18 protein-coding genes and 1 tRNA gene are annotated in these 20980 nt (G+C 62.4%); 9 read left to right on the forward strand and 10 right to left on the reverse strand.

Annotation, left to right across the window (positions count from 1 at the left end; all coding sequences use genetic code 11):
* Positions 1–152 precede the first annotated feature (152 nt).
* On the forward strand, positions 153–2882 hold the full coding sequence (gene acnA / locus B7O88_RS03545; protein ID WP_088273796.1) for an aconitate hydratase AcnA: 2730 nt from the start codon (positions 153–155) through the stop codon (positions 2880–2882).
* A 128-nt stretch (positions 2883–3010) separates the two neighbouring features.
* On the opposite strand, the gene B7O88_RS03550 is transcribed toward acnA, so the two are convergent.
* Both B7O88_RS03550 and mobA read right to left on the reverse strand, forming a co-directional pair.
* Positions 3011–3087, reverse strand: a tRNA-Pro gene (locus tag B7O88_RS03550).
* A 76-nt stretch (positions 3088–3163) separates the two neighbouring features.
* On the reverse strand, positions 3164–3739 hold the full coding sequence (mobA, locus tag B7O88_RS03555; protein WP_412779053.1) for a molybdenum cofactor guanylyltransferase MobA: 576 nt from the start codon (positions 3737–3739) through the stop codon (positions 3164–3166).
* Between the two features lie 113 nt (positions 3740–3852).
* Here mobA and moaB point away from each other — a divergent pair, with 113 nt between their 5' ends.
* From moaB to efeO, 6 genes are all read left to right on the forward strand, one after another.
* Complete coding sequence (gene moaB / locus B7O88_RS03560) at positions 3853–4392, forward strand: molybdenum cofactor biosynthesis protein B (protein WP_088273798.1); 540 nt, start codon at positions 3853–3855, stop codon at positions 4390–4392.
* Positions 4389–5594 carry a molybdopterin molybdotransferase MoeA gene (locus B7O88_RS03565; protein WP_235005711.1) on the forward strand — a complete coding sequence of 402 codons (1206 nt, stop codon included), beginning with the start codon at positions 4389–4391 and terminating at the stop codon, positions 5592–5594. The genes moaB and B7O88_RS03565 overlap by 4 nt, the downstream gene beginning before the upstream one ends.
* A gap of 737 nt (positions 5595–6331) precedes the next feature.
* The gene (efeU, locus tag B7O88_RS03570) at positions 6332–7174 is read left to right on the forward strand and encodes an iron uptake transporter permease EfeU (RefSeq protein WP_088273942.1); all 843 of its coding nucleotides are present in this window, start codon (positions 6332–6334) and stop codon (positions 7172–7174) included.
* A 37-nt stretch (positions 7175–7211) separates the two neighbouring features.
* Positions 7212–8345: a cupredoxin domain-containing protein gene (locus B7O88_RS03575; RefSeq protein ID WP_140418556.1), complete on the forward strand. Its 1134-nt coding sequence runs from the start codon at positions 7212–7214 to the stop codon at positions 8343–8345.
* 21 nt (positions 8346–8366) lie between these two features.
* Entirely contained in the window at positions 8367–9683 is a 1317-nt protein-coding gene (gene efeB / locus B7O88_RS03580) for an iron uptake transporter deferrochelatase/peroxidase subunit (protein ID WP_088273800.1), read from the forward strand.
* Positions 9684–9716: 33 nt separating this feature from the next.
* Positions 9717–10550 carry an iron uptake system protein EfeO gene (efeO, locus tag B7O88_RS03585; protein ID WP_088273801.1) on the forward strand — a complete coding sequence of 278 codons (834 nt, stop codon included), beginning with the start codon at positions 9717–9719 and terminating at the stop codon, positions 10548–10550.
* 77 nt (positions 10551–10627) lie between these two features.
* Here efeO and glpK read toward each other — a convergent pair whose 3' ends face one another.
* Both glpK and ybaK read right to left on the reverse strand, forming a co-directional pair.
* Positions 10628–12109 carry a glycerol kinase GlpK gene (gene glpK, locus B7O88_RS03590; protein WP_088273802.1) on the reverse strand — a complete coding sequence of 494 codons (1482 nt, stop codon included), beginning with the start codon at positions 12107–12109 and terminating at the stop codon, positions 10628–10630.
* A gap of 35 nt (positions 12110–12144) precedes the next feature.
* Positions 12145–12615, reverse strand: coding sequence for a Cys-tRNA(Pro) deacylase (gene ybaK, locus B7O88_RS03595; protein WP_088273803.1), 471 nt, complete (start codon positions 12613–12615; stop codon positions 12145–12147).
* Positions 12616–12790: 175 nt separating this feature from the next.
* On the opposite strand from ybaK, the gene glpD reads away from it, so the two are divergent.
* On the forward strand, positions 12791–14341 hold the full coding sequence (glpD, locus tag B7O88_RS03600; RefSeq protein ID WP_088273804.1) for a glycerol-3-phosphate dehydrogenase: 1551 nt from the start codon (positions 12791–12793) through the stop codon (positions 14339–14341).
* A gap of 18 nt (positions 14342–14359) precedes the next feature.
* Here glpD and B7O88_RS03605 read toward each other — a convergent pair whose 3' ends face one another.
* Together B7O88_RS03605 and B7O88_RS03610 are read right to left on the reverse strand one after the other, a co-directional pair.
* Positions 14360–15394 (reverse strand): NADP-dependent oxidoreductase, encoded by a 1035-nt coding sequence (locus B7O88_RS03605; protein WP_088273805.1) that lies wholly within the window; start codon positions 15392–15394, stop codon positions 14360–14362.
* A 126-nt stretch (positions 15395–15520) separates the two neighbouring features.
* Positions 15521–16072, reverse strand: a complete 552-nt coding sequence (locus B7O88_RS03610) for a hypothetical protein (protein ID WP_088273806.1) — start codon at positions 16070–16072, stop codon at positions 15521–15523.
* A gap of 155 nt (positions 16073–16227) precedes the next feature.
* Here B7O88_RS03610 and B7O88_RS03615 point away from each other — a divergent pair, with 155 nt between their 5' ends.
* The gene (locus B7O88_RS03615) at positions 16228–18078 is read left to right on the forward strand and encodes an ATP-binding response regulator (RefSeq protein ID WP_088273807.1); all 1851 of its coding nucleotides are present in this window, start codon (positions 16228–16230) and stop codon (positions 18076–18078) included.
* Here B7O88_RS03615 and B7O88_RS03620 read toward each other — a convergent pair.
* From B7O88_RS03620 to fnr, 4 genes are all read right to left on the reverse strand, one after another.
* Positions 18041–18679 (reverse strand): response regulator, encoded by a 639-nt coding sequence (locus tag B7O88_RS03620; protein WP_088273808.1) that lies wholly within the window; start codon positions 18677–18679, stop codon positions 18041–18043. The genes B7O88_RS03615 and B7O88_RS03620 overlap by 38 nt on opposite strands.
* Before the next feature lie 124 nt (positions 18680–18803).
* Entirely contained in the window at positions 18804–19631 is an 828-nt protein-coding gene (locus B7O88_RS03625) for an ion transporter (protein ID WP_088273809.1), read from the reverse strand.
* Between the two features lie 49 nt (positions 19632–19680).
* On the reverse strand, positions 19681–20229 hold the full coding sequence (locus B7O88_RS03630; protein WP_088273943.1) for an adenine phosphoribosyltransferase: 549 nt from the start codon (positions 20227–20229) through the stop codon (positions 19681–19683).
* A 16-nt stretch (positions 20230–20245) separates the two neighbouring features.
* On the reverse strand, positions 20246–20977 hold the full coding sequence (fnr, locus tag B7O88_RS03635) for a fumarate/nitrate reduction transcriptional regulator Fnr (RefSeq protein ID WP_088273810.1): 732 nt from the start codon (positions 20975–20977) through the stop codon (positions 20246–20248).
* Positions 20978–20980: the final 3 nt, after the last annotated feature.

Genomic DNA, 20980 nt, shown 5'->3' on the forward strand with positions numbered 1-20980 from the left:
GGCGGCATTTCAAATGTTATGCGGCGTTTTGTCTGCTAGCTTTGGAAGATCACGTGCCATCGTCGCGGGCCTCTGCCAGAGGCCTCGCCGAACCGTGCAGCAGAGTATAGCAATCCATACCGGCAGCGTGCCGGTGCAAGGAGGTTTATCGCATGACCCAAGCCAATAGCCTGAGTACGCTCGATACGCTGGATGTGTCCGGCGAGCACTACCAGTACCACTCGCTGAAGCGCGCGGCCGCCAGCTTGAGCGGCATAGAGCAACTGCCCAAGTCGCTCAAGGTGCTGCTGGAGAATCTGCTGCGTAATGAGGATGGCGAGACGGTCACGCTGGATGATATTCGCGCCGTAAGCCAGTGGCTGGAGCAGCGTCGATCCGACCGTGAAATTCAGTACCGGCCGGCGCGGGTGTTGATGCAGGATTTTACCGGGGTGCCGGCGGTAGTAGATTTGGCCGCCATGCGTGATGCGGTTGCGCGGGCTGGTGGCGATCCGGAGCAGATTAATCCACTGTCGCCGGTCGATCTGGTCATCGACCACTCGGTGATGGTTGATCGCTTTGCCAGCGACTCGGCCTTTCATGACAACGTTGAGATCGAGATGCAGCGTAACGGTGAGCGTTACGCATTCCTGCGCTGGGGGCAGAAGGCCTTTCAGAACTTTCGCGTGGTGCCGCCGGGCACAGGCATTTGTCACCAGGTCAATCTGGAGTACCTGGCCCAGACCGTTTGGGCCGCCGAAGTGGACGGTGAGCAGTGGGCCTGGCCTGACACCCTGGTCGGTACCGACTCGCACACCACCATGATCAATGGGCTGGGTGTGCTGGGCTGGGGCGTCGGCGGTATCGAGGCCGAGGCGGCCATGCTCGGGCAGCCGGTTTCGATGCTGATCCCGGAAGTGATCGGTTTCAAACTGACCGGCCGCCTGCGCGAGGGCATCACGGCTACCGATCTGGTGCTGACCGTTACTCAGATGCTGCGCAGCAAGGGCGTGGTCGGCAAGTTTGTTGAATTCTATGGTGATGGTCTGGCCGACCTGCCGCTGGCGGATCGGGCGACCATTGCCAACATGGCGCCGGAGTACGGTGCGACCTGTGGTTTCTTCCCGGTGGATGACGAGACTCTGCGCTATTTGCGCCTCAGCGGCCGCCCTGATGCGGTGGTGCAGCGGGTAGAAGCCTATTGCAAGGCGCAGGGACTATGGCGCGAGGCGGGCGATGAGCCGGCGTTTACCGACAGCCTGCACCTGGACATGAGTACCGTGGAGGCCAGCCTGGCCGGTCCGCGTCGACCTCAGGATCGGGTGGCCCTGCCGGATGTGCCCGAAGCCTTCGATGCACTGCTGGCGCTGCAGCTCGCACCGGCTGATACCGAGCAGGCTCGGCTGGAAAGTGAAGGCGGTGCCGGTACCGCCGTCGGCGGCCCGAATGCCCATGCCACGGTGCAGCTGGATGGCAAGGAATACCCGCTGGACCACGGCGCCGTGGTGATCGCCGCGATTACCTCCTGCACCAATACCTCCAATCCGAGTGTGATGATGGCCGCCGGTTTGCTGGCCAAAAAGGCTGTAGAGCGGGGCCTGCAGCGCAAGCCCTGGGTCAAGTCATCGCTTGCGCCAGGCTCCAAGGTGGTGACCGACTATCTGAACAAAGCCGGTCTGACCGAGAGTCTTGACGCGCTCGGATTCAATCTGGTGGGCTATGGCTGCACCACCTGTATCGGCAACTCCGGGCCGCTGCCCGACGAGGTGGCGCGGGTTGTCAGTGAACACGATCTGGCCGTGTCGGCGGTGCTGTCCGGCAACCGTAACTTCGAAGGGCGGGTGCATCCGCAGGTCAAGGCCAACTGGTTGGCGTCGCCGCCGCTGGTGGTGGCCTACGCGCTGGCCGGCAACACCCGAATCAACCTGCGTGAGGAGCCGCTCGGCCTGGATCAGGACAACCGCCCGGTGTTTCTCAAGGACATCTGGCCGACCAACGCCGAGATCGCCGAGGCAGTGGCGCTGGTCGAAGACGAGATGTTCCGCACTCGCTATGCCGACGTGTTTACCGGAGATGATCACTGGCGCTCAATCAGCGTCAGCGAGGGCAAGACCTATGCCTGGGATGATGCCTCGACCTACGTGAAAAATCCGCCGTACTTTGATGCTATCGACGAGCCACTTGAACCCCTGCAGCCGGTTACCGGCGCGCGGGTGCTGGCGGTATTCGGCGATTCGATTACCACCGACCACATTTCGCCGGCCGGTAACATCAAGGCAAGCTCGCCGGCAGGTGAGTATCTGCAGTCGCTGGGCGTCGAACCGGCCGACTTCAACTCTTACGGTTCGCGACGTGGTAACCACGAAGTGATGATGCGCGGCACCTTCGCCAACATCCGTATCCGCAATCGGATGCTCGGTGGCGAGGAGGGCGGTGAGACCATTCATGTGCCTTCCGGTGAGCGGATGTCGATCTATGATGCAGCCATGCGCTATCAGCAGGATGGCACGCCGCTGGTGGTGCTGGCCGGCAAGGAGTACGGCACCGGTTCAAGCCGGGATTGGGCGGCCAAGGGCACCAATCTGCTCGGTGTGAAGGCCGTTCTGGCCGAGAGCTTCGAGCGCATCCACCGTTCCAACCTGGTCGGTATGGGGGTGTTGCCGCTGCAGTTTGTCGATGGTCAAAGCGTGGCCGAGCTGGGCTTGACCGGACACGAGCAGATCGAGATCACGGGCATCAGCGACGAGCTCAAGCCGGGGCAGCGGTTGACGGTGGAGGCGACCGGCGACGATGGTAATAGCGTGAGCTTCGAGATGCTCTGCCGAATCGATACCGTCAACGAGATCGCCTACTTCAAGGCGGGCGGCATTCTGCATCACGTGTTGCGCGAGATGCTTGATTAGAGCCTGTCGTCGTTGCGTTCACCTGCCTGCCGGAGACCCTTCTTCGGCCAGGCAAGGCGAAGCGGCAACAGACCTCAGATGGCAGAAAAAGAAAAACCCCTGACTCAATGAGTCAGGGGTTTTGCTGTTGGTCGGAGCGACTGGAATCGAACCAGCGACCTTCTCGTCCCGAACGAGACGCGCTACCAGGCTGCGCTACGCTCCGTTGTGGGCGGCATTTTACCTAAAGTTTGTCATCGCACAAGAGGCAAACAAAAAAAAATCGACTGTTTTTCACAGGGTTACTGCAACGCCTGCCACAGGGCAGGGGTATTGGCGCTGGTCAGGCGTGGTTCGTCAGCGGCCAGATCGATGCAGATTGCGCCCACTGCCCGCAACCATCGCAGCGGGCTGCGCGCCCCTTGCAGCCAGGCGTCTTCCAGCACCGGCAGCAACTTGCACGGGATCAGGCAGGGCAGCGGCTGGGGCTGTTCACCGGTGCGAAAAAACACCGGTCGGTCAGGATCGGTTTGGCCAAGCAGTTGCTCAAGCAAGGCTTGATCGATCAGCGGCATGTCACAGGGCAGCACCAGAAGCTGATCGCCGTGCGCCTCACGCAGGCCGCTCAGAATGCCGGCCAACGGGCCAGGATAGTCGGTGCTGCTGTCGGTCACGAGTCGGTCAGCCCATTGCCGGTATTGCTCAGCATTGCGATTGCAGCTGATCAGCAGCTCATCGGCCACGCTGCGCAACAGCGCGCTCAAATGAGCGCTGACAGGGCCGCCGCGGTAGGCGAGCAGGCCCTTGTCTGCACCGCCGACGCGACGGCCCTGGCCGCCGGCCAGTAGCAGGGCGCTGATACGGGGTGACGCTGACATGTTCAATGCTCTGGCTGGTGTGGTCTGTGTTATAACACCGGGCCTGTAGCGGACGAAAGCAGCGCCTCTGCTGATTGCCGTCCGGCTTTATCCGAACGCAAGGAACCCCATCCATGAGCTGCTCACCTGATACTCCCTTTGCTGCCCTTGGCATCGCCGTGCTGACCGTCAGCGACACCCGTACCCTGGAAACGGATACCTCTGGCCAACTGCTGGTGGACAGTCTGACCGCTGCCGGCCATCGTTTGGCCGATCGCCAACTGCTGCCCGACGACCGTTATCAGATGCGCGCACTGGTGTCGGCCTGGATCGCAGACCCGGCAGTTGAGGTGGTGTTGATCACCGGTGGCACCGGCTTTACCGGCCGTGACAGCACCCCTGAGGCCATCGCGCCGCTGCTGGACAAGCAGGTCGATGGCTTTGGTGAGCTGTTCCGTCAGGTGTCCTATGAAGATATCGGCACGTCCACGCTGCAGTCCCGCGCGCTGGCTGGCTTGGCCAACCGCACGCTGGTGGTCTGCATGCCGGGCTCATCCAATGCCTGCCGTACCGCGTGGACGCGGATTCTCGAAACCCAGCTGGACAGCCGCACCCGCCCGTGCAATTTCGTGCAGCATCTGGGCAATCCGGACCAGGACGGTCGCCGCGCATGAGCCTGATGCCGGTTGCCGAGGCCCTGCAGCGACTGCTCGCCAGCGCGGCCGCCCATCAGCAGCCCGTGCGGGTGTTGTCGCTGACCGATGCGCTGGGCCAGGTTCTGGCCGAGCCGGTCTGTTCTGCCATCGACGTACCGCCCTGGGACAACAGTGCGATGGACGGTTACGCGCTGGCCGAGGCTGATCTGGCGCAGGCGATGGCTGATGGCCTGCCGGTCAGTCAACGCATCACCGCCGGGGTTGCGCCGGCGGCGCTGCAACCTGGCACCTGCGTACGCATCTTTACCGGTGCACCCTTGCCTGCTGGCGCCAATGCTGTGCAGATGCAGGAGAATGCCGAGCCGCTGGCGGATGGCCGGGTGCGCCTGCTGGAACCGGTGGCTGCAGGCGACAACGTCAGACGCCAAGCGCAGGACGTTGTTGCCGGTCAGCCGTTGCTGGCCGCCGGAACCCGGCTGCGGCCGCAGGATCTGGGGGTGATTGCCTCGGTTGGGATAGATCAGGTCAGGGTGCGCAAGCCGCTGCGAGTAGCAGTGGTATCGACCGGGGATGAGCTGGTCGAACCGGGACAGCCGCTGAGCCCCGGGCAGATCTACAACAGCAATCGCTTCACCCTGATCGGTCTGCTGCAGGGGCTGGAGCAGACGGTGATCGACGCCGGCATACTGCCGGACGATCTCGATGCCACCCGCAGCCGGTTGCAGCAATTGGCAGAGCAGGCCGACGTGATCATTTCCTCCGGCGGGGTGTCGGTCGGTGAGGCGGATTGCCTCGGGCAGGCGTTGCGCGAGGCCGGTGAGGTCGCTCTGTGGAAGCTGGCGATCAAACCGGGCAAGCCGTTTACGCTGGGGCATTACGCCGGTGTACCCGTGCTCGGTCTGCCCGGAAATCCGGCGGCAACGCTGGTCACGTTTTTGCTGCTGGTGCGCCCCTATCTGTTGACTCGCCTTGGCGCAGCGGAGGTGGCCGCGCCCGCCTATACCTTGCCTTCCGGGTTCCCCTGGAGCCGCGCTGGCAGTCGTGAGGAGTACCTGCGTGCGCATGTCGAAGACGGCCGCGTAATGCTGTCGGGCAATCAAAGCTCCGGTGTGCTCAGCAGCGCCAGTCGCGCCAGTGGCCTGTTACGGGTGCCAGCCGGGCAAACCTTCAGCCCCGGTGATCTGGTCGCGTTTCTGCCATTCTCGGGCCTGCTTGGCTGAGTGGAAGACAAGATGCTGTCTGGAAAGACCGAGCTCCTGCTCGGCCGTGGGTTGGCGCACAGGTCCGCCGGTCGAGCGGGAGTTCGACCCTCCCGTAGTCTGCATTTTCCGGAAAGGCCGAGCTCCTACTCGGCCATGGGGTGGCGCACAGGTCCGCCGGTCGAGCGGGAGCTCGACCCTCCCGTAGTCTGCGTTTTCCGGGAAGGCCGAGCTCCTGCTCGGCCATGGGTTGGCGCACGGGGCTGCCAGTAGAGCGGAAGCCGACCCTCCCGTAGTCTGCATTTTCCGGGAAGGCCGAGCTCCTGCTCGGCCATGGGTTGGCGCACAGGTCCGCCGGTCGAGCGGAAGCCGGCCCTTCCGTAGTCTGCGTTTTCCGGGAAGGCCGAGTTCCTGCTCGGCCATGGTTTGGCACACAGGTCTGCCAGTCGAGCGGGAGCTCGACCCTCCCGGAGACTGCGATTTTCGGGAAGGCCGAGCTCCTGCTCGGCCATGGTTTGGCACACAGGTCTGCCTATCGAGCGGGAGCCGAACTTCCCGGCGCTGAAAGACCACACTCCAGCGTGGCCCGTGCCGTTGCCCGTTCGGCGGCCCTCTGCGGCTGATACCGGGCTATTCCTTGATGCTTCAGATGAAAATCAGCGTTTCTGATCTGGATACGCTGAAGTGGTTTTTTACATATTTTGTTACATGTATGATCTGGTCGTATTCAAATTCATTCTCAAATGCGACTGATTTCCATGCTTGTACCTTTCCTGATCATGCTGCGCGAAGGCCTCGAGGCTGCGCTGATCGTTGGCATCATCGCCAGCTACCTCCGTCAGACCGGGCGTGCCGCCTGGATGCCGGTTATCTGGACCGGCATTTTCCTCGCTGTCACATTAGCGCTGCTCGGTGGCGCGGTCCTGCAGTTCGTCAGCGCCGAGTTTCCCCAGCGTCAGCAGGAGATGTTTGAAGCGGCTGTCGGTTTGATTGCCGTCGGCGTGCTGACCTGGATGGTGTTCTGGATGCGGCGCGCGTCGCAGGGGCTGCGCAGTGAGCTGACTGGCGCGCTGGACCAAGCGTTTCAGGCCGGCCAGGGGCAAACCTGGGCGTTGATCGGCATGGTCTTTCTGGCGGTTGCCCGTGAGGGGCTTGAGTCGGTGTTCTTCTTGCTGGCCGTGTTTCAGCAGGGGCGGGGCACCGGCGCGCCGCTGGGGGCACTGCTTGGCGTTCTATGCTCGGTGCTGGGCGGTTGGGCGTTCTATCGTGGCAGCCTGCGCTTGAACCTGAAACACTTTTTCCGTGGCACCGGCCTGTTCATTCTGCTGGTGGCTGCTGGTTTGTTCTCGGGAGCGGTACGTGCATTGCACGAGGCGGGCCTGTGGAATCACGGCCAACGCATTGTCTTCGATCTGAGCGAATGGCTGCCGCTGGATACCCCGCTGGGCAGCCTGTTTGCCGGTATTTTCGGCTATCAGCCTGCGCCCAGTGTCAGTGAAGTCGTCGCCTATCTCGGCTTCTTGCTGATCACCCTGTTCTTCTTCTTCCGACCCGGTACTGCGCAGCTCGCTAGACCTGCCGCAGCGCGGGTTGGTGGTTGAGTTTTACACCTGTCCAACACAGCCTGCGAGTGTCCTGATGTCTGATCCTTCTGCTTCTGCTTCTGCTCCGTCGCCGCTTGCGTTGCGGGCTGGCATGGCTGGTGCTGCCGTGCTGATGCTCGGCGCGCTGGGTATTTTCTATTTGTCGCTGGGTTCGAAGTCGTCAACCGACACGGCTGATACCCACCAGATCACCATTGACGCCAGTGGTTGTACGCCGAACACGCTTACCGTGCCTGCCGGTGCTCAACGCTTTACCGTGATCAACGAGAGTGAGCGTGGGATCGAGTGGGAAATTCTCGATGGCGTGATGGTGCTGGAGGAACGGGAGAACATCGCTCCCGGCCTGCATCAGCAACTGACAGCCAGGTTGCTGCCCGGTGAATACCAGATGACCTGTGGCCTGCTCAGTAATCCGCGCGGGACGCTGACGGTGACGGCGGTCGCCGGGCAGACCGTTGCCGCCGATCTGTCCGCACGCGCACTGATCGGCCCGTTGGCTGAGTACCGCGTCTATCTGACGCTGGAAGGCCGTGCGCTGGCGCGTGCGGTGGGTGACCTGCAGCAGCAAATTGCCGACGACAACCTGGACGCGGCGCAGCAAGCCTGGCTGCAGGCCCGAGCAATCGATCAGCACATGGCGCTGGCGGTGGGGCTGTTCAGCGATCTGGATCAGCGCCTGAATGCCCGCGCCGAGTACTTCGCCGAGCGCGAACAGGATGCCGATTTTCGCGGCTTTGAACGCCTGGCTTATGGCCTGTTCGAGCAGCAAAGCACTGCCGGGTTGCTGCCTGTGGTCAAGCAACTGAGCGCCGATGTGGGCGCTCTGCGGTCACGTTTGAGTGCCCAGGGTGTGCCGGCCTCCCAACTGGCCAATGGCGCCGGTCGGGTATTGCAGGCCTGGCACGACCAGCAGCAGAACAGCGAGCAGCTCAGCAGCAGGGCGCGCAGTGATCTGCAGGGCTTGCAGGCAGGCATCGACAAGGTCGTATCGCTGCTGCTTCCGGTTCTCCGGCAGGCGCACCCGCTGGAGTCTGAGGCCCTGCAGGCGGCCAATGCGTCGCTGGCCGAGCAGGTGCCCGCCGCTGACACCCAAATCCTATTGCAGGCCAGCCAGCAGTTGGCCGACCAGTTGGCCAGCGTTAACGCGTTGCTGGCCAGCGCCTACTGACATTCCGCATCGGGAGTATTTATGAGTGATCATGATGACCTTTCACCGGGCTGCCCGTTCTCGGGCCTTAATCGTCGCCGCTTTCTGCAAGGTCTGGGCGCTGCGGGTATCGGTGCTGCTGCGACGGCCCTGAGTGGCGGTGCGTTGGCCAGTCAGCAGCCGCGTACAGCGGACGTAACCGATGCGCCGTCCAGCTCGGCAACCCATCAATCCCACCCGTTTTATGGCGTCCAGCAGCAGGGCATTACCACCCCGCGCCCGGCGGTTGGCATGTTGGCCAGCTTTGATGTGCTGGCGACAGATCAAGCCGGGCTGGAGCGCCTGCTGCGCACGCTGACCGAGCGCATTGCTTTTCTGACACAGGGCGGCACCTATGAGCAGCGCGACCCGCGCTACCCTCCGGTGGATTCCGGCATCCTCGGCCCCAGCATCGACCCCGACGGGCTAACCATCACGCTGTCGGTCGGCGCTTCGCTGTTCGATGACCGCTTCGGGCTGGACGCGGTCAAACCCCGTCACCTGCAGCGCATGGTCGCGTTCTCCAACGATGCGCTGGATGCGGATCGTTGCCACGGTGATATTTCCCTGCAGTTCTGCGCCAATACCGAGGGCACCACCATTCACGCCCTGCGCGACATCATCAAGAACACCCCCGGCATGCTGATGCTGCGCTGGAAACAGGAAGGCACGGTGCCGGTCATGGCGCCGCGCTCCGACGGCTCGACCGAGAGTGCGCGCAACTACCTTGGTTTCCGCGATGGCACTGCCAACCCGCCGGCAGACAACAGCGGCCTGATGCAGAAAGTGGTGTGGGTCGATCACAGCAACCAGGAGCCCGAATGGGCACGCAACGGCAGCTATCAGGCCGTGCGCATCATCCGCAACTTCGTCGAACGCTGGGACCGCACACCGCTGCAGGAGCAGGAAGCCATCTTTGGTCGTCGTCGCGATAGCGGCGCGCCCATGCACGGTGGCATCGAACACGATCTGCCGGTCTACGACAACGACCCCGACGGCAAGGTGACGCCACTGGACTCGCATATCCGTCTGGCCAACCCGCGCACCCGTGGCAGTGAGCGCAACCTGATTCTGCGCCGGCCGTTCAACTACTCCAACGGCGTCGAAGCCAACGGTCAGCTGGATATGGGCTTGCTGTTCATCGCCTATCAGGCGGACCTGGAGGCCGGTTTCATTACCGTGCAGAAGCGCCTGGATGGTGAACCGCTGGAGGAATACATCAAGCCCGTGGGCGGCGGCTACTTCTTCACGCTGCCGGGCGTACAAGCCGGGGACTACCTCGGTAGCAGCATGCTGGCTGCCAGCCAGCGCCATTCGTGATTGGCCTTAATACGTCTATTCAGGAGCAGGACAATGTCTAACCTTCGCACCGTCATTACCGCCGCTGCCTTCGGGCTGGTTGCCATGCAGGCACAGGCTACTGTGGCACCGCAGGATCTGGTCAATCCGATTACCGACTACAAGCTTTACGTGCTCGACAACCTGGAGCAGTTCAGCAGCCACACCCGTGAGTTCACCGATGCCATCAAGGCCGGCGACCTGCAGCGTGCCCAGCAGCTGTACGCACCGACCCGCGTTTACTACGAGCGCATCGAACCAATTGCCGAACTGTTTGCCGATCTGGATGCCAGCATCGACGCCCGTGACGACGACTACGAGCATGGCGTGCAGGACCCGACCTTCACCGGTTTTCACCGTTTGGAGTACGGGCTGTTTCACGAGCACAGCACTGCTGGCCTGGGCGACTATGCCGAGCGCCTGATGAGTGATGTCGAGACTCTGGAGCAGAGTGTGCAGGACCTGACCTTCCCGCCGGAGAAAGTGGTGGGTGGCGCTGCCGCGTTGATGGAAGAGGTCGCCGCGACCAAGGTCTCCGGTGAAGAAGATCGCTACAGCCACACCGACCTGTGGGACTTCCAGGGCAATCTGGATGGCTCGAAGAAGATCTTCGAACTGGTCAAACCGCTGGCGGCGCAGGAAGATCCGGCGTTTGTTGCACGTATCGAAGAAAACTTCACCGCCATCGAACACACCCTGGCGCATTACTACCTGATTGAGGGTGATGCCAGCAGTGGGTATGCGTCCTACGACAAGGTCAGCGAACGTGATCGCCGTGCGCTGGTCGGGCCGGTGACGGTGCTGGCGGAAGAGCTGTCGACCCTGCGTGGGTTATTGGGGCTGAACTAACCCCCGGGCACGGCGTGCCGTGCCCGAGCGGATGTACCTTGCGCCGATCGTTGCGGGGGGCGTGGTATGCGGCGTTATTACTCCCGCACCCGCCGAATCGCATCCAGCCAGCCTTCATACAAGGCATCGCGCTGGGTTTCCGCCATCTCGGGCGCGAAGGTGCGCTCGCAGGCCCAGTGGCTGGCGATATCGTCGAGGTCTTTGAATATGCCGAGCTGCAGGCCGGCCAGATAGGCCGCACCGAGCGCCGTGGTTTCGGTGACCTGCGGGCGGTCGACGGTGACGCCCAGGATATTGGCCAGCTCCTGTACCACCCAGTTGTTGATCACCATTCCGCCGTCCACACGCAGGGCGGCTGTGCTCTGTGCGCCATCGGCCTGCATGGCTTCGAGCAGGTCGCGGGTCTGGAAACAGACCGATTGCAGGCCAGCCGCGACGATCTGGGCGATGCCGGTATCGCGAGTCAGGCCGAAGATGGCGCCGCGGGCGGTCGGGTCCCAGTAGGGTGCGCCAAGGCCGGTAAAGGCGGGCACCAGATAGACACCGGTGTGCTCACCAGCCTGGCGGGCGAGGGCTTCGGTTTCGCCCGCGTGCTGGATCAGCTTGAGACCGTCGCGCAGCCACTGGATGGCTGCGCCGGCGACGAAAATGCTGCCCTCCAGCGCGTAACTGGTCTGACCGTTAAGACGATAACCGACCGTGGTCAGCAGGCGATTCTGCGAGCGAATCGGCGTGTTGCCGGTGTTCATTACCATGAAGCAGCCGGTGCCGTAGGTGCTCTTGACCATACCCGGCTGGAAGCAGGCCTGGCCAATCAGGGCAGCCTGCTGGTCGCCGGCGATGCCGCAGACCGGAATGCTGGCGCCAAGTACATCGGGCGCGGTCTTACCAAAGTCGGCGGCGCTGTCCATGACCTCGGGCAGCAGGCTGGCGGGGATATCGAGCAATTGCAGCAGGTCTTCATCCCACTGCTGCGTGTGGATATTGAACAGCATGGTGCGTGAGGCGTTGGTGGCGTCGGTGCGGTGGACCTTGCCGCCGGTCAGGCGCCAGAGCAGGAAGCAGTCTACGGTGCCGAAACGCAGTTCATTGCGCTCGGCACGCGCGCGTGCGCCCGGCACGTTATCCAGAATCCAGCGCAGCTTGGTGGCGGAAAAATACGGGTCGATCAGCAATCCGGTGCGCTCGCTGATCATCGCCTCATGGCCGGCGGCCTTGAGTTCGGCACAGTAGCTGGCGGTGCGGCGATCCTGCCAGACAATGGCGCGATAGAGCAGCTCGCCGCTGGCGGCGTCCCACACCAGGGTGGTTTCGCGCTGGTTGGTGATGCCGATCCCGGCTACCTCGCTGGCGCTGATGCCGGCTTTTTCCAGCACCTCGCGGCAGACCGCGAGCGTTGAACTCCAGATCTCTTCGCCATCGTGTTCCACCCAGCCGTCGTTCGGAAAGTGCTGGGCGAATTCCTGCTGGGCAACGTGCTCTGGGCGGCCGCTTGCGCTGAACAAAATGGCGCGGCTGCTGGTGGTGCCCTGGTCGATGGCGAGGATCGGCTTGGCCATGGAGGTGTCCTGTTATTGGTTTTGTCTGGAAGTGGTCAGTCGCGGCACAGCTCGCAGAGCAGGGCGCTGGTCTGTTGTTGCAAATCGGCTGCCGCAAGTTCGATTTCGAGCCCACGGCGGCCGCCACTGATGTACATGCTGGGCCAGTTGGCAGCGCTGGCGTCGATAAAGGTGCGCAGGCGTTTTTTCTGCCCGAGCGGACTGATGCCGCCGACCAGATAGCCGGTGCTGCGCTGGGCGGCGGCGGGATCCGCCATCGCGGTTTTCTTGGCCCCGGCGGCAGTGGCGAGCGCCTTGAGGTTCAGTTTGTCGGAGACCGGCACTACGGCGACCAGCAGTTCGCCGGTTTCGGTGGCGGCCAGCAGGGTCTTGAATACGCGCCCGTGCTCCAGCCCTAGCTTGTCGGCGGCTTCGGTGCCGTAAGACTCTGCCTGAGGATCGTGGGTGTAGCGATGTAACTGATAGGCAACCTTGGCCTTGTCGAGCAGTTTGGTGGCAGGAGTCATGTCGCGTCCGCGGTACTTTGAGAAAACAGTGCTTCCCAAGGGTAAACCGCGCGCGGGAAACGGCCAAGGGGCGGGTGCATACTGAGTGCACCGTCACAGCGGGTGTCTTGTCGCTGACACAGTCCTCGTTGCACACTGCTGCGTGCGGTTGAAAACGAATAACAAAGGAGCCCCCATGCTGCCACCCCATCCGGATGAGCGCCAAGCTGCGCAAACAAGATCCTCCAAACTAGTGGATCTGGTCGTCATTGGTGGCGGTATCAATGGCAGTGGCATCGCGGTGGATGCGGCAGGCAGGGGGCTTTCGGTGCTGTTGTGCGAGCAGCACGACCTTGCCGCCCATACCTCGTCGGCCAGCAGCAAGCTGGTGCACGGGGGGCTGCGCTACCTCGAACAGTTCGATTTTCGTTTGGTGCGCGAGGCGCTGGGCGAGCGCGAGGTGCTGATGGCCAAGGCACCGCACCTGATCTGGCCGCTGCGCTTTGTGCTGCCGCACCGACCCCATTTGCGTCCGCGCTGGATGCTGCGTGCGGGGTTGTTTCTCTACGACCATCTGCATCGGGGGATCACTCTGCCGCGCTCCAAAGCGCTGGAGCTGAACGGGCAGGGCATTCTCAATCCGGTGATCAGTCACGCCTTCGAGTATTCCGACTGCTGGGCTGACGATTCGCGGCTGGTTGCGTTGAATGCGGTGCAGGCAGCCAGTCTGGGTGCTGACATTCGCCTGCATACCCGCTGCGAGTCGGCGAGGCGTCGTAACGATCTCTGGGAAATCGACCTGCTGGGCCCTGACGGCAAGCTTGAGCGGGTGACCGCTCGGGCGCTGGTCAATGCCTCCGGCCCCTGGGCTGCGCGGGTGATGGAGCGGGTGATCGACCAGCGCTCGCCGCATGGTGTGCGGCTGGTCAAGGGCAGTCATATCGTGGTGCCGCAGATCCATCGCGGCAAAGAAGCCTATATTCTGCAGAACGAGGACAAGCGCATTGTGTTTGTTCTGCCCTACGAGGGCGCGTTTTCGCTGATCGGCACGACCGACGTCGACTTTCAGGGTGATCCATCGGAGGTCAAGCCGGATGCGTCTGAGGTCGACTACCTGATCAGCGTGGTCAATGCCCACTTCAAGCGTCAGTTGCGTGCCGGGGATGTGGTGCACAGCTTTGCCGGGGTCCGGCCGCTGATCAGCACCGACACCGCCAAGCCCTCGGAGGTCAGCCGAGACTACAGTCTGACGCTGGACGGAGGGATCGATCAGGCACCGCTGCTCGCCGTGTTTGGCGGCAAGCTGACAACCTACCGGCGGTTGGCAGAGAACGCGGTGGACCAGTTGGCCCGCTGGTTCCCGCAGGCCGGCAAGGCCTGGACGGCTGAGCACGCGCTGATTGGCGGAGACTTCGAATCGCAGACCAGCCTGCACGCCGAACTGCGCGCCGAGTATCGCTGGCTGGATGAGGCGCAGATTGCCCGTTACGTGCGCAGCTACGGCACCCTGTGTCGGGTCTTTTTGCGGGGTATGCGCTGTGCCCCGGACATGGGCGAGGAGTTTGGCGCCGGGCTGACCGAGCGCGAGGTGAAATACCTGCGTGAGCACGAGTGGGCGCTGGATGCCGAAACGCTGCTCTGGCGGCGCAGCAAACTGGGCTTGCACCTCAGTGCGGACCAGCAGGCACGACTGAGCGCCTATCTAGAGGAGCTCAACACGGCCGAACGGGACGTCTGCCCGTCCTGAGACGGGCAGAGGGGTTGATCAGTCGGCGATCTTGACCACCAGCTTGCCAAAGTTCTTGCCTTCGAGCAGGCCCATGAATGCTTCGGGGGCGTTCTCCAGACCGTCCACGCGGTCTTCCTTGACGCGCACCTTGCCTTCGGCCACCCAGGGCGTCATCGCCTTGAGGAAGTCCGGGTAGCAGTGGCCGTAGTTGTCGAAAATGATGAAACCCTGCATGCGGATACGCTGGCTCAGCATCAGGCGCATCAGTTGCGGCATGCGGTCCGGGCCGTCTGGCAGCGAGGTCATGTTGTACTGGGCGATCAGACCGCACAGCGGGATGCGGGCGTGGGCGTTGAGCAGCGGCATCACCGCGTCGAACACCTTGCCTCCAACGTTCTCGAAATACACGTCAATGCCATCCGGGCAGGCGGCCGCCAGTTTCTCGGCCAGTGCCGGATCCTTGTGGTCGATGCAGGCGTCAAAGCCCAGTTCCTTCACTGCGTAGTCACACTTCTCCGCGCCACCGGCCACGCCAACTGCACGGCAGCCCATCAGCTTGGCAACCTGGCCGACCACGGTGCCGACCGGGCCGGTGGCCGCGCCAACTACGACGGTTTCACCCGGCTTGGGCTGGCCGATGTCGGTCAGGCCCATATAGCCGGTAAAACCGGGCATGCCCAGCACGCCGAGTGCCAGCGACGGTTCAGCCATGTTCGGATCAAGGCGGAACACCATGCTGCCGTCGGACAGGGTGTAGTCCTGCCAGCCGGAGGCAAAGCACATCACCAGATCGCCGACCTTATAACCGTCGAGTTCCGAGGCGATGACCTCGCTGACCGTGCCGCAGGTCATCACGCCGCCAACCGGCACCGGGTCGGCGTAGGACTTGGCGTCGCTCATGCGTCCGCGCATGTAGGGGTCAAGCGACATCCAGCGGTTGCGCAGCAGCATCTGCCCCGGGCCAGGCGTGGGCACTGGGGATTCAACCATCTGGAAGTTGGCCGCCGTTGGTGCGCCGACGGGGCGGGAGGCAAGAAGGATCTGGCGATTGACGTTTGCTGTCTGGGGCATTGTTGTTTTCCTTTGACCAGGTGGATGCCGGTGTCGTCCGCAGACGACCGTGTCCGGCACAATGCCCCTGTGTACAGGCCGCGGTCAAGCTGACCCCGGCCTGGTTGATAGTGCGCTATAGATGGCTCAGTTTCGCGCTTTGCAACGCTGTCGAAATGCCTGCCGCCAGGCCTGCAGGAAGTCGCTCGCCTGCCCACCCCGATGGGGGTAGGAGGTCTCCCAGATTCGCGCTAGGCTAGCGGGGTCGCAGTGCTCGGGCAGTCGCAGCTGCTGATGCTGGTACACCAGCCAGGCTATCGCGGTGGCGTAAGCCAGGTTGTAGCCGAGCTCCGCATGCGGGTCGCGCAGAAAGCAGTGCTGGCTGGCGAGGCCTCTGATGCGGCTGGCCAGATCGGGTTGCCGGGCCAGATACTCGTCCCACAGGCGGGTGTGCAGTCGGGGGCTGATACCATAGGGGCCGATAGCCAGCTCGACGCGCTTGGCCTCGGGCAGGCGAGCAGTGCAGAGCAGGGTGCCCAGCAGCAGCTGGCCGGTGTGCTGGCAGCTGATGCCGAGGTAGTCGAGGGTTGGCTGCAGGATGTTTTGCTGCAGAGTGGCCGTATCACCGAGTTGAAAGAGGTTGAAGGCTGCACCCTGTACGGGCTGCTCATGTGTATGCGGTGCTGCAATGGCGGACATCGGTTTACGTCCTGTAGGTTACCGTCATGTTTTAAAGCATAGCGGCAGTTTTTTCCGGTAATACGTTGTTTTTAAATTATTTTGAATGCTGCGGCTCGTCGCATATAACGGGTCGTCATAACGGCTGTATTCATAACAACAATGGGCTTTGAGCCATGCAGGAATCGACCTCCCGGAGCAGTTCTGCTCCGATTGATGAGCCGGCCTTTCTGGCCGAGCAGCGGGGCTTGAGGCGGCTGCGCTTCAGCAAGACGATTGAAGACGCATTTCAGCATTATCTGCATGCCAAGATGGCGAGTCGGGTCGTGGTCGTGGCGACCTCGTCCATCGTGTTCATGTTGCTTTTCATGTGGCTGGATTACGTCTATCTGCCCCCGGAGCTTGCAACGTACACGCTGAGTATTCGCGCTGTTGGCCTGGGCGTGATCTGTTTTGCCATCTGGTATTCCAACCGACCCGGAAGGGTGCCTCCTCGCTATGCCTTTGCGATGGCGACGGTCGGGTACATCTGTGTCGGTATCATGGTGGCCATGGTGATTACCATGGCCCGTGCCGCTGAGGTTTCCATTCGGGTCACCCACGACGGCCTGTATCTGGTTCTGCTGTCCGGGATGTTTCTGCTGGCCCTGCCGATGCGGCATGCCGTGCTGGGTTCCTGGACTATCGTGCTGAGTTATCTGTTTGCCGAGATGATGATGAGTGCGCCGGCAAGGATGCTGATTTCCGATGGCATTTTCCTGTCCAATTTCGCGGTCATGGGCTCGCTCGGCACCTATCTTTACGAGTATATGCAGCGTCGTGCCTATCTCAACGAGCAGTTGCTGGAAGCCGCCCGCCGCCGCGCCGAACGCGAGAGTCAGAGCAAAACGCACTTTCTGGCGACCGCCAGCCATGACCTGCGTCAGCCGCTGCATGCCATGCTTCTGTTCATTCAGCATTTGCAGGAGCAGCCGCTTAATGGCGAGGCACAGCGCACTGTCGGGCGCCTGAGCGACTCGACCCAGTTGCTGCAGGCCATGCTCAACTCGCTGCTGGACATCTCGCGGCTGAGTGTCGGTATGGTGCGCCCCCAGATACGCTCCTTCAACCTGGCGCCCTGGCTGCAGCGGCTGATTGCCAGTCTGGACAGTGTTGCCCTGCGGCGGGGAATTCAACTCGAGTTGCACTGTGCACCTTATCTCGCGGTGCGCAGTGACACGTTGCTGCTTGAGCGGCTGCTGCGCAACTATCTGAACAATGCGCTGCTGCACGCCGATGCCACAGTGGTACGCGTTGAGGTGAGCCGCAATGAGGATCATCTGCGGATCGCGGTAATCGATAACGGCTGCGGCCTGGAGGAGGCCGACCAGGAGCGGATCTTCGAGGAGTTCACCCAGTTGCGCAACCCGGCTCGAACGCTCGACAAGGGCGTTGGCCTTGGGCTCAGTATCTGTCGTCAGATATTGCACCTGCTGCAGTACCCCTCCGGGGTGAATTCGCGCCCAGGGGAGGGTGCCTGCTTCTGGGTCGAGGTGCCCGTCGGCGAGTGGCAGGCTCAGCCCGAGGAGCCCATGCAGGCTGTTGTGCCCAATCTGCATGGGCAGGTGGCACTGATTGAGAATGACCGGGTCAGCCGGGAGGCGATGCAGTCGCTGCTGTCGAGCTGGGGCTGTGTGGTCTGGGCGTTTGCCAGCGCTGATGAGGCGCTGGCCGAACTCGGTACAGCAGGTGTGGACGTGGTGCTCAGTGACTATCGACTCGAAGGCGAGCTGAATGGTCTTGAGTTGATCCGGCAGCTGCGTGAACGGGGCATCTTTGGCGGTCCGGCAGCGCTGGTAACGGCCGATACGTCGGATGATCTGGTGGAGTCAGCGCGCCTGGCCGACCTGCATTTGCTCAACAAGCCGGTGCTGCCGGCGCGCCTGCGCCGGCTGGTTCACGAGATGCTGGAGCATGCTGGCCGGTCCGCTGCGGATGCCCGTTCCGGTGCTAGAAACTCACCAGGCCGAGCTTGCGAGCCTGAGTGACACACTCGGTTCGGTTGTGGCAGTCCAGTGAGGAGAACAGCGCCTTGAGGTGGGTCTTGACGGTATCTTCCGACAGTGAAAGACGCTGGCATATCACCTTGTTCGGCAGCCCCTCGGCGAGCAGGTCCAGTATCTCAAGCTGGCGTGGGGTAATGCCGACTTCTCGGGCACTGGTCTGGCGGTCAATCTTCAGTGCGGTGTCGCCGATCACCACTTGGGCGCCGTACAACAGTTGGGTTACAGCGTCCAGCAGGGTCTTGCCGTCGGTTGTCTTGCTGATGAAGCCGGCCGCGCCCAGCTGCAGGGCAGCTTCCAGATCGCTGGGACTGTTGCTGGCGCTGAGGATGGCGATAGGCACCATGGCGTCCGCGGCCCGCAGCTTCTGCATCAGCGACAGGCCGCTGCTGTCCGGCAGCTGCAGGTCCAGGAGAATAAGGTCATAGGGGGTTTCCCTGACTTGTTGCAGGGCTTCGGCAGCATTGCGGGCGTGATCAAGCCTGACCCCCTCACACAGCGAGCCGAGTGTCAGGCTCAGGCCATCCAGGTAAATCTGATGGTCATCAATCAGCAATAACCGGGTGTCCGGTGGCAGGCTGCTCATGGCACGTCCTCGACTCAGGTGCCGCAGATCACCAAGCAGGCGTCGCGGCGTTTGTTATTGTTTGCCGCCTGATGATATGCAAAGCCCGCAGTGAGCACCACCCCGATCATATCGGGGTGGGATCTCAGTCGCGTGGTGGCAGCTGTTTGCGCAGTTCCTGAAGCTCGCTGCGCAGGGCTTGAAGTTCGCTCAACAGAGCCTGTGTCGAGGGTTGTTCGACCTCTGGCTCGGCGCTGCTGTTGGCTTCCCGCTGATGCTGGATGGCGTCCACAATGACCGCAATAAACAGGTTCAGCATCATGAAGGTAGCGATCAGAATGAATGGCACAAAATACAGCCAGGCGTAGGGAAACTCCTCCATCACCGGTCGAACTATGCCCATCGACCAGCTCTCCAGGGTCATCACCTGGAACAGGGTATACAAGCTGGCGCCCAGCGTGCCGAACCACTCTGGAAAGTGGCTGCCGAACAGCTGAGTCGCGATCACGGCCGCGACATAGAAGATCAGGCCGAGCAGGGCAACGATGCTGCCCATGCCCGGCAGGGAAGACAGCAGTGACTGCACTACGATTTTCATGCTGGGGACGATGGAAATCAGGCGCAGCACCCGCAGCACCCGAAGAGCGCGCAGAACGGCTAGCGGGCCGCTTGCCGGTACCAGCGCAATGGCGATCACCAGCGTGTCGAACAGGCCCCACGGGTCACGCAGCAGTCGCCAGCCGTGGGCGATAAAGCGCAGACCGATCTCGATTACGAAGCAGCCGAGTATCAGCTGATCCAGAAGACGCAGCACATGACCCCAGCGTTGCATCAGGGACGGTGCGGTTTCCAGTCCGAGAATCACTGCGTTGATCAGAATCAGGGTGGTGATGAGGTATTGAAAGCGAGGGCGTTCCAGCCAGGCGGCCAGACGCTCGCGCCAGGGCGCGTTGAGTTCCAGGGTTGTGTTCATGGTGGTCTTCGGGAGAGGAGATAATGGCCCGCAGGGCGGGCCCTTGATGTCAGTGCTCGTTTTCTGCAAAGGCGCAGAGTGTGTAGGTGGGAATGCCCGCGTCCTGCATCAGCTGAGATCCACCAAGGTCAGGCAGATCGATGATGGCGGCGGCTTCATAGACGCTGGCGCCGCATTGGCGAACCAGGCTGGCCGCGGCAAGGAAGGTGCCGCCGGTGGCAATCAGATCATCCAGCAGCAGTACCTGTTCACCGCCGGCGAGGGCGTCGCGGTGCATCTGCATGGTGGCTTCACCGTATTCGGTGGCATAGCTGGCGCCGATGGTATCGGCTGGCAGCTTGCCGGCCTTGCGCAGCAGTACCAGAGGACGATTGAGTTCATAGGCCAGGATCGAGCCGATCAGAAAGCCGCGCGCGTCGATGGCGCCGATATGGGTTACCGGGCTGTCGATATAGCGCTGGATCAGGCTGTCGGCCACCATGCGCAGGCCCTTTGGCGACTGAAACAGGGGCGTAATGTCGCGGAAGGTCACGCCTTCCTTGGGAAAGCCGGGCACCGGCCGGATCAGCGATTTGATCGCATATTCGTCAAAGATCATCGATGGGTCCTGAAAATCAGTCGAGCTGGCCGCCAGCCAGCGCACACAGCTCGCCGTGGTTGAGAATCTCTACTTCCTTGCCCTCGGCGGCGATTAGTCCCTGTTGCTGGAAGCGGGTAAATACACGGGATACGGTTTCCACCGCCAGACCCAGATAGTTGCCGATATCGTTACGCGACATGGCCAGCCGGAAAGAGCGGGCCGAGTATCCTCGGGCACGGAAACGCGCCGACAGGTTGATCAGCAGCGTAGCAATGCGCTCGTCCGCAGTCTTCTTCGACAGCAGCATCATCATCTGCTGGTCATCACGGATTTCGCGACTCATCAGGCGCATTACCTGGCGGCGCAGGGTTGGCATGCTGGCAGTCAGATCATCCAGGCGCTCGAACGGGATTTCACATACGGATGTGGTTTCCAGTGCTACCGCGGTAACCGGCTGGCGCTCACCGTCCATACCGGAAAGCCCAATCAGCTCACTGGCCAGATGGAAGCCGGTAATCTGTTCGACACCTGCATCATCAACGGTGAAGGTCTTGATGGTGCCGGAGCGCAGTGCATACAGGGAGTCAAATGAATCACCCTGTCGGAAAAGCACCTCACCCTTGCGCAGCGGTCGGCCACGCTTGACGATGCTGTCCAGGCTGTCCAGCTCCTGATCCTGCAGCGCCAGTGGCAGGCACATGGCGGCGAGGCTGCAGTCCTTGCAGTGCGCTTCGGGTAGCGCTTTTAGTTTGATTGCATCGGTCATGAC

Source organism: Halopseudomonas aestusnigri (genome assembly GCF_002197985.1).
In the GTDB taxonomy this organism is placed as follows: domain Bacteria; phylum Pseudomonadota; class Gammaproteobacteria; order Pseudomonadales; family Pseudomonadaceae; genus Halopseudomonas; species Halopseudomonas aestusnigri.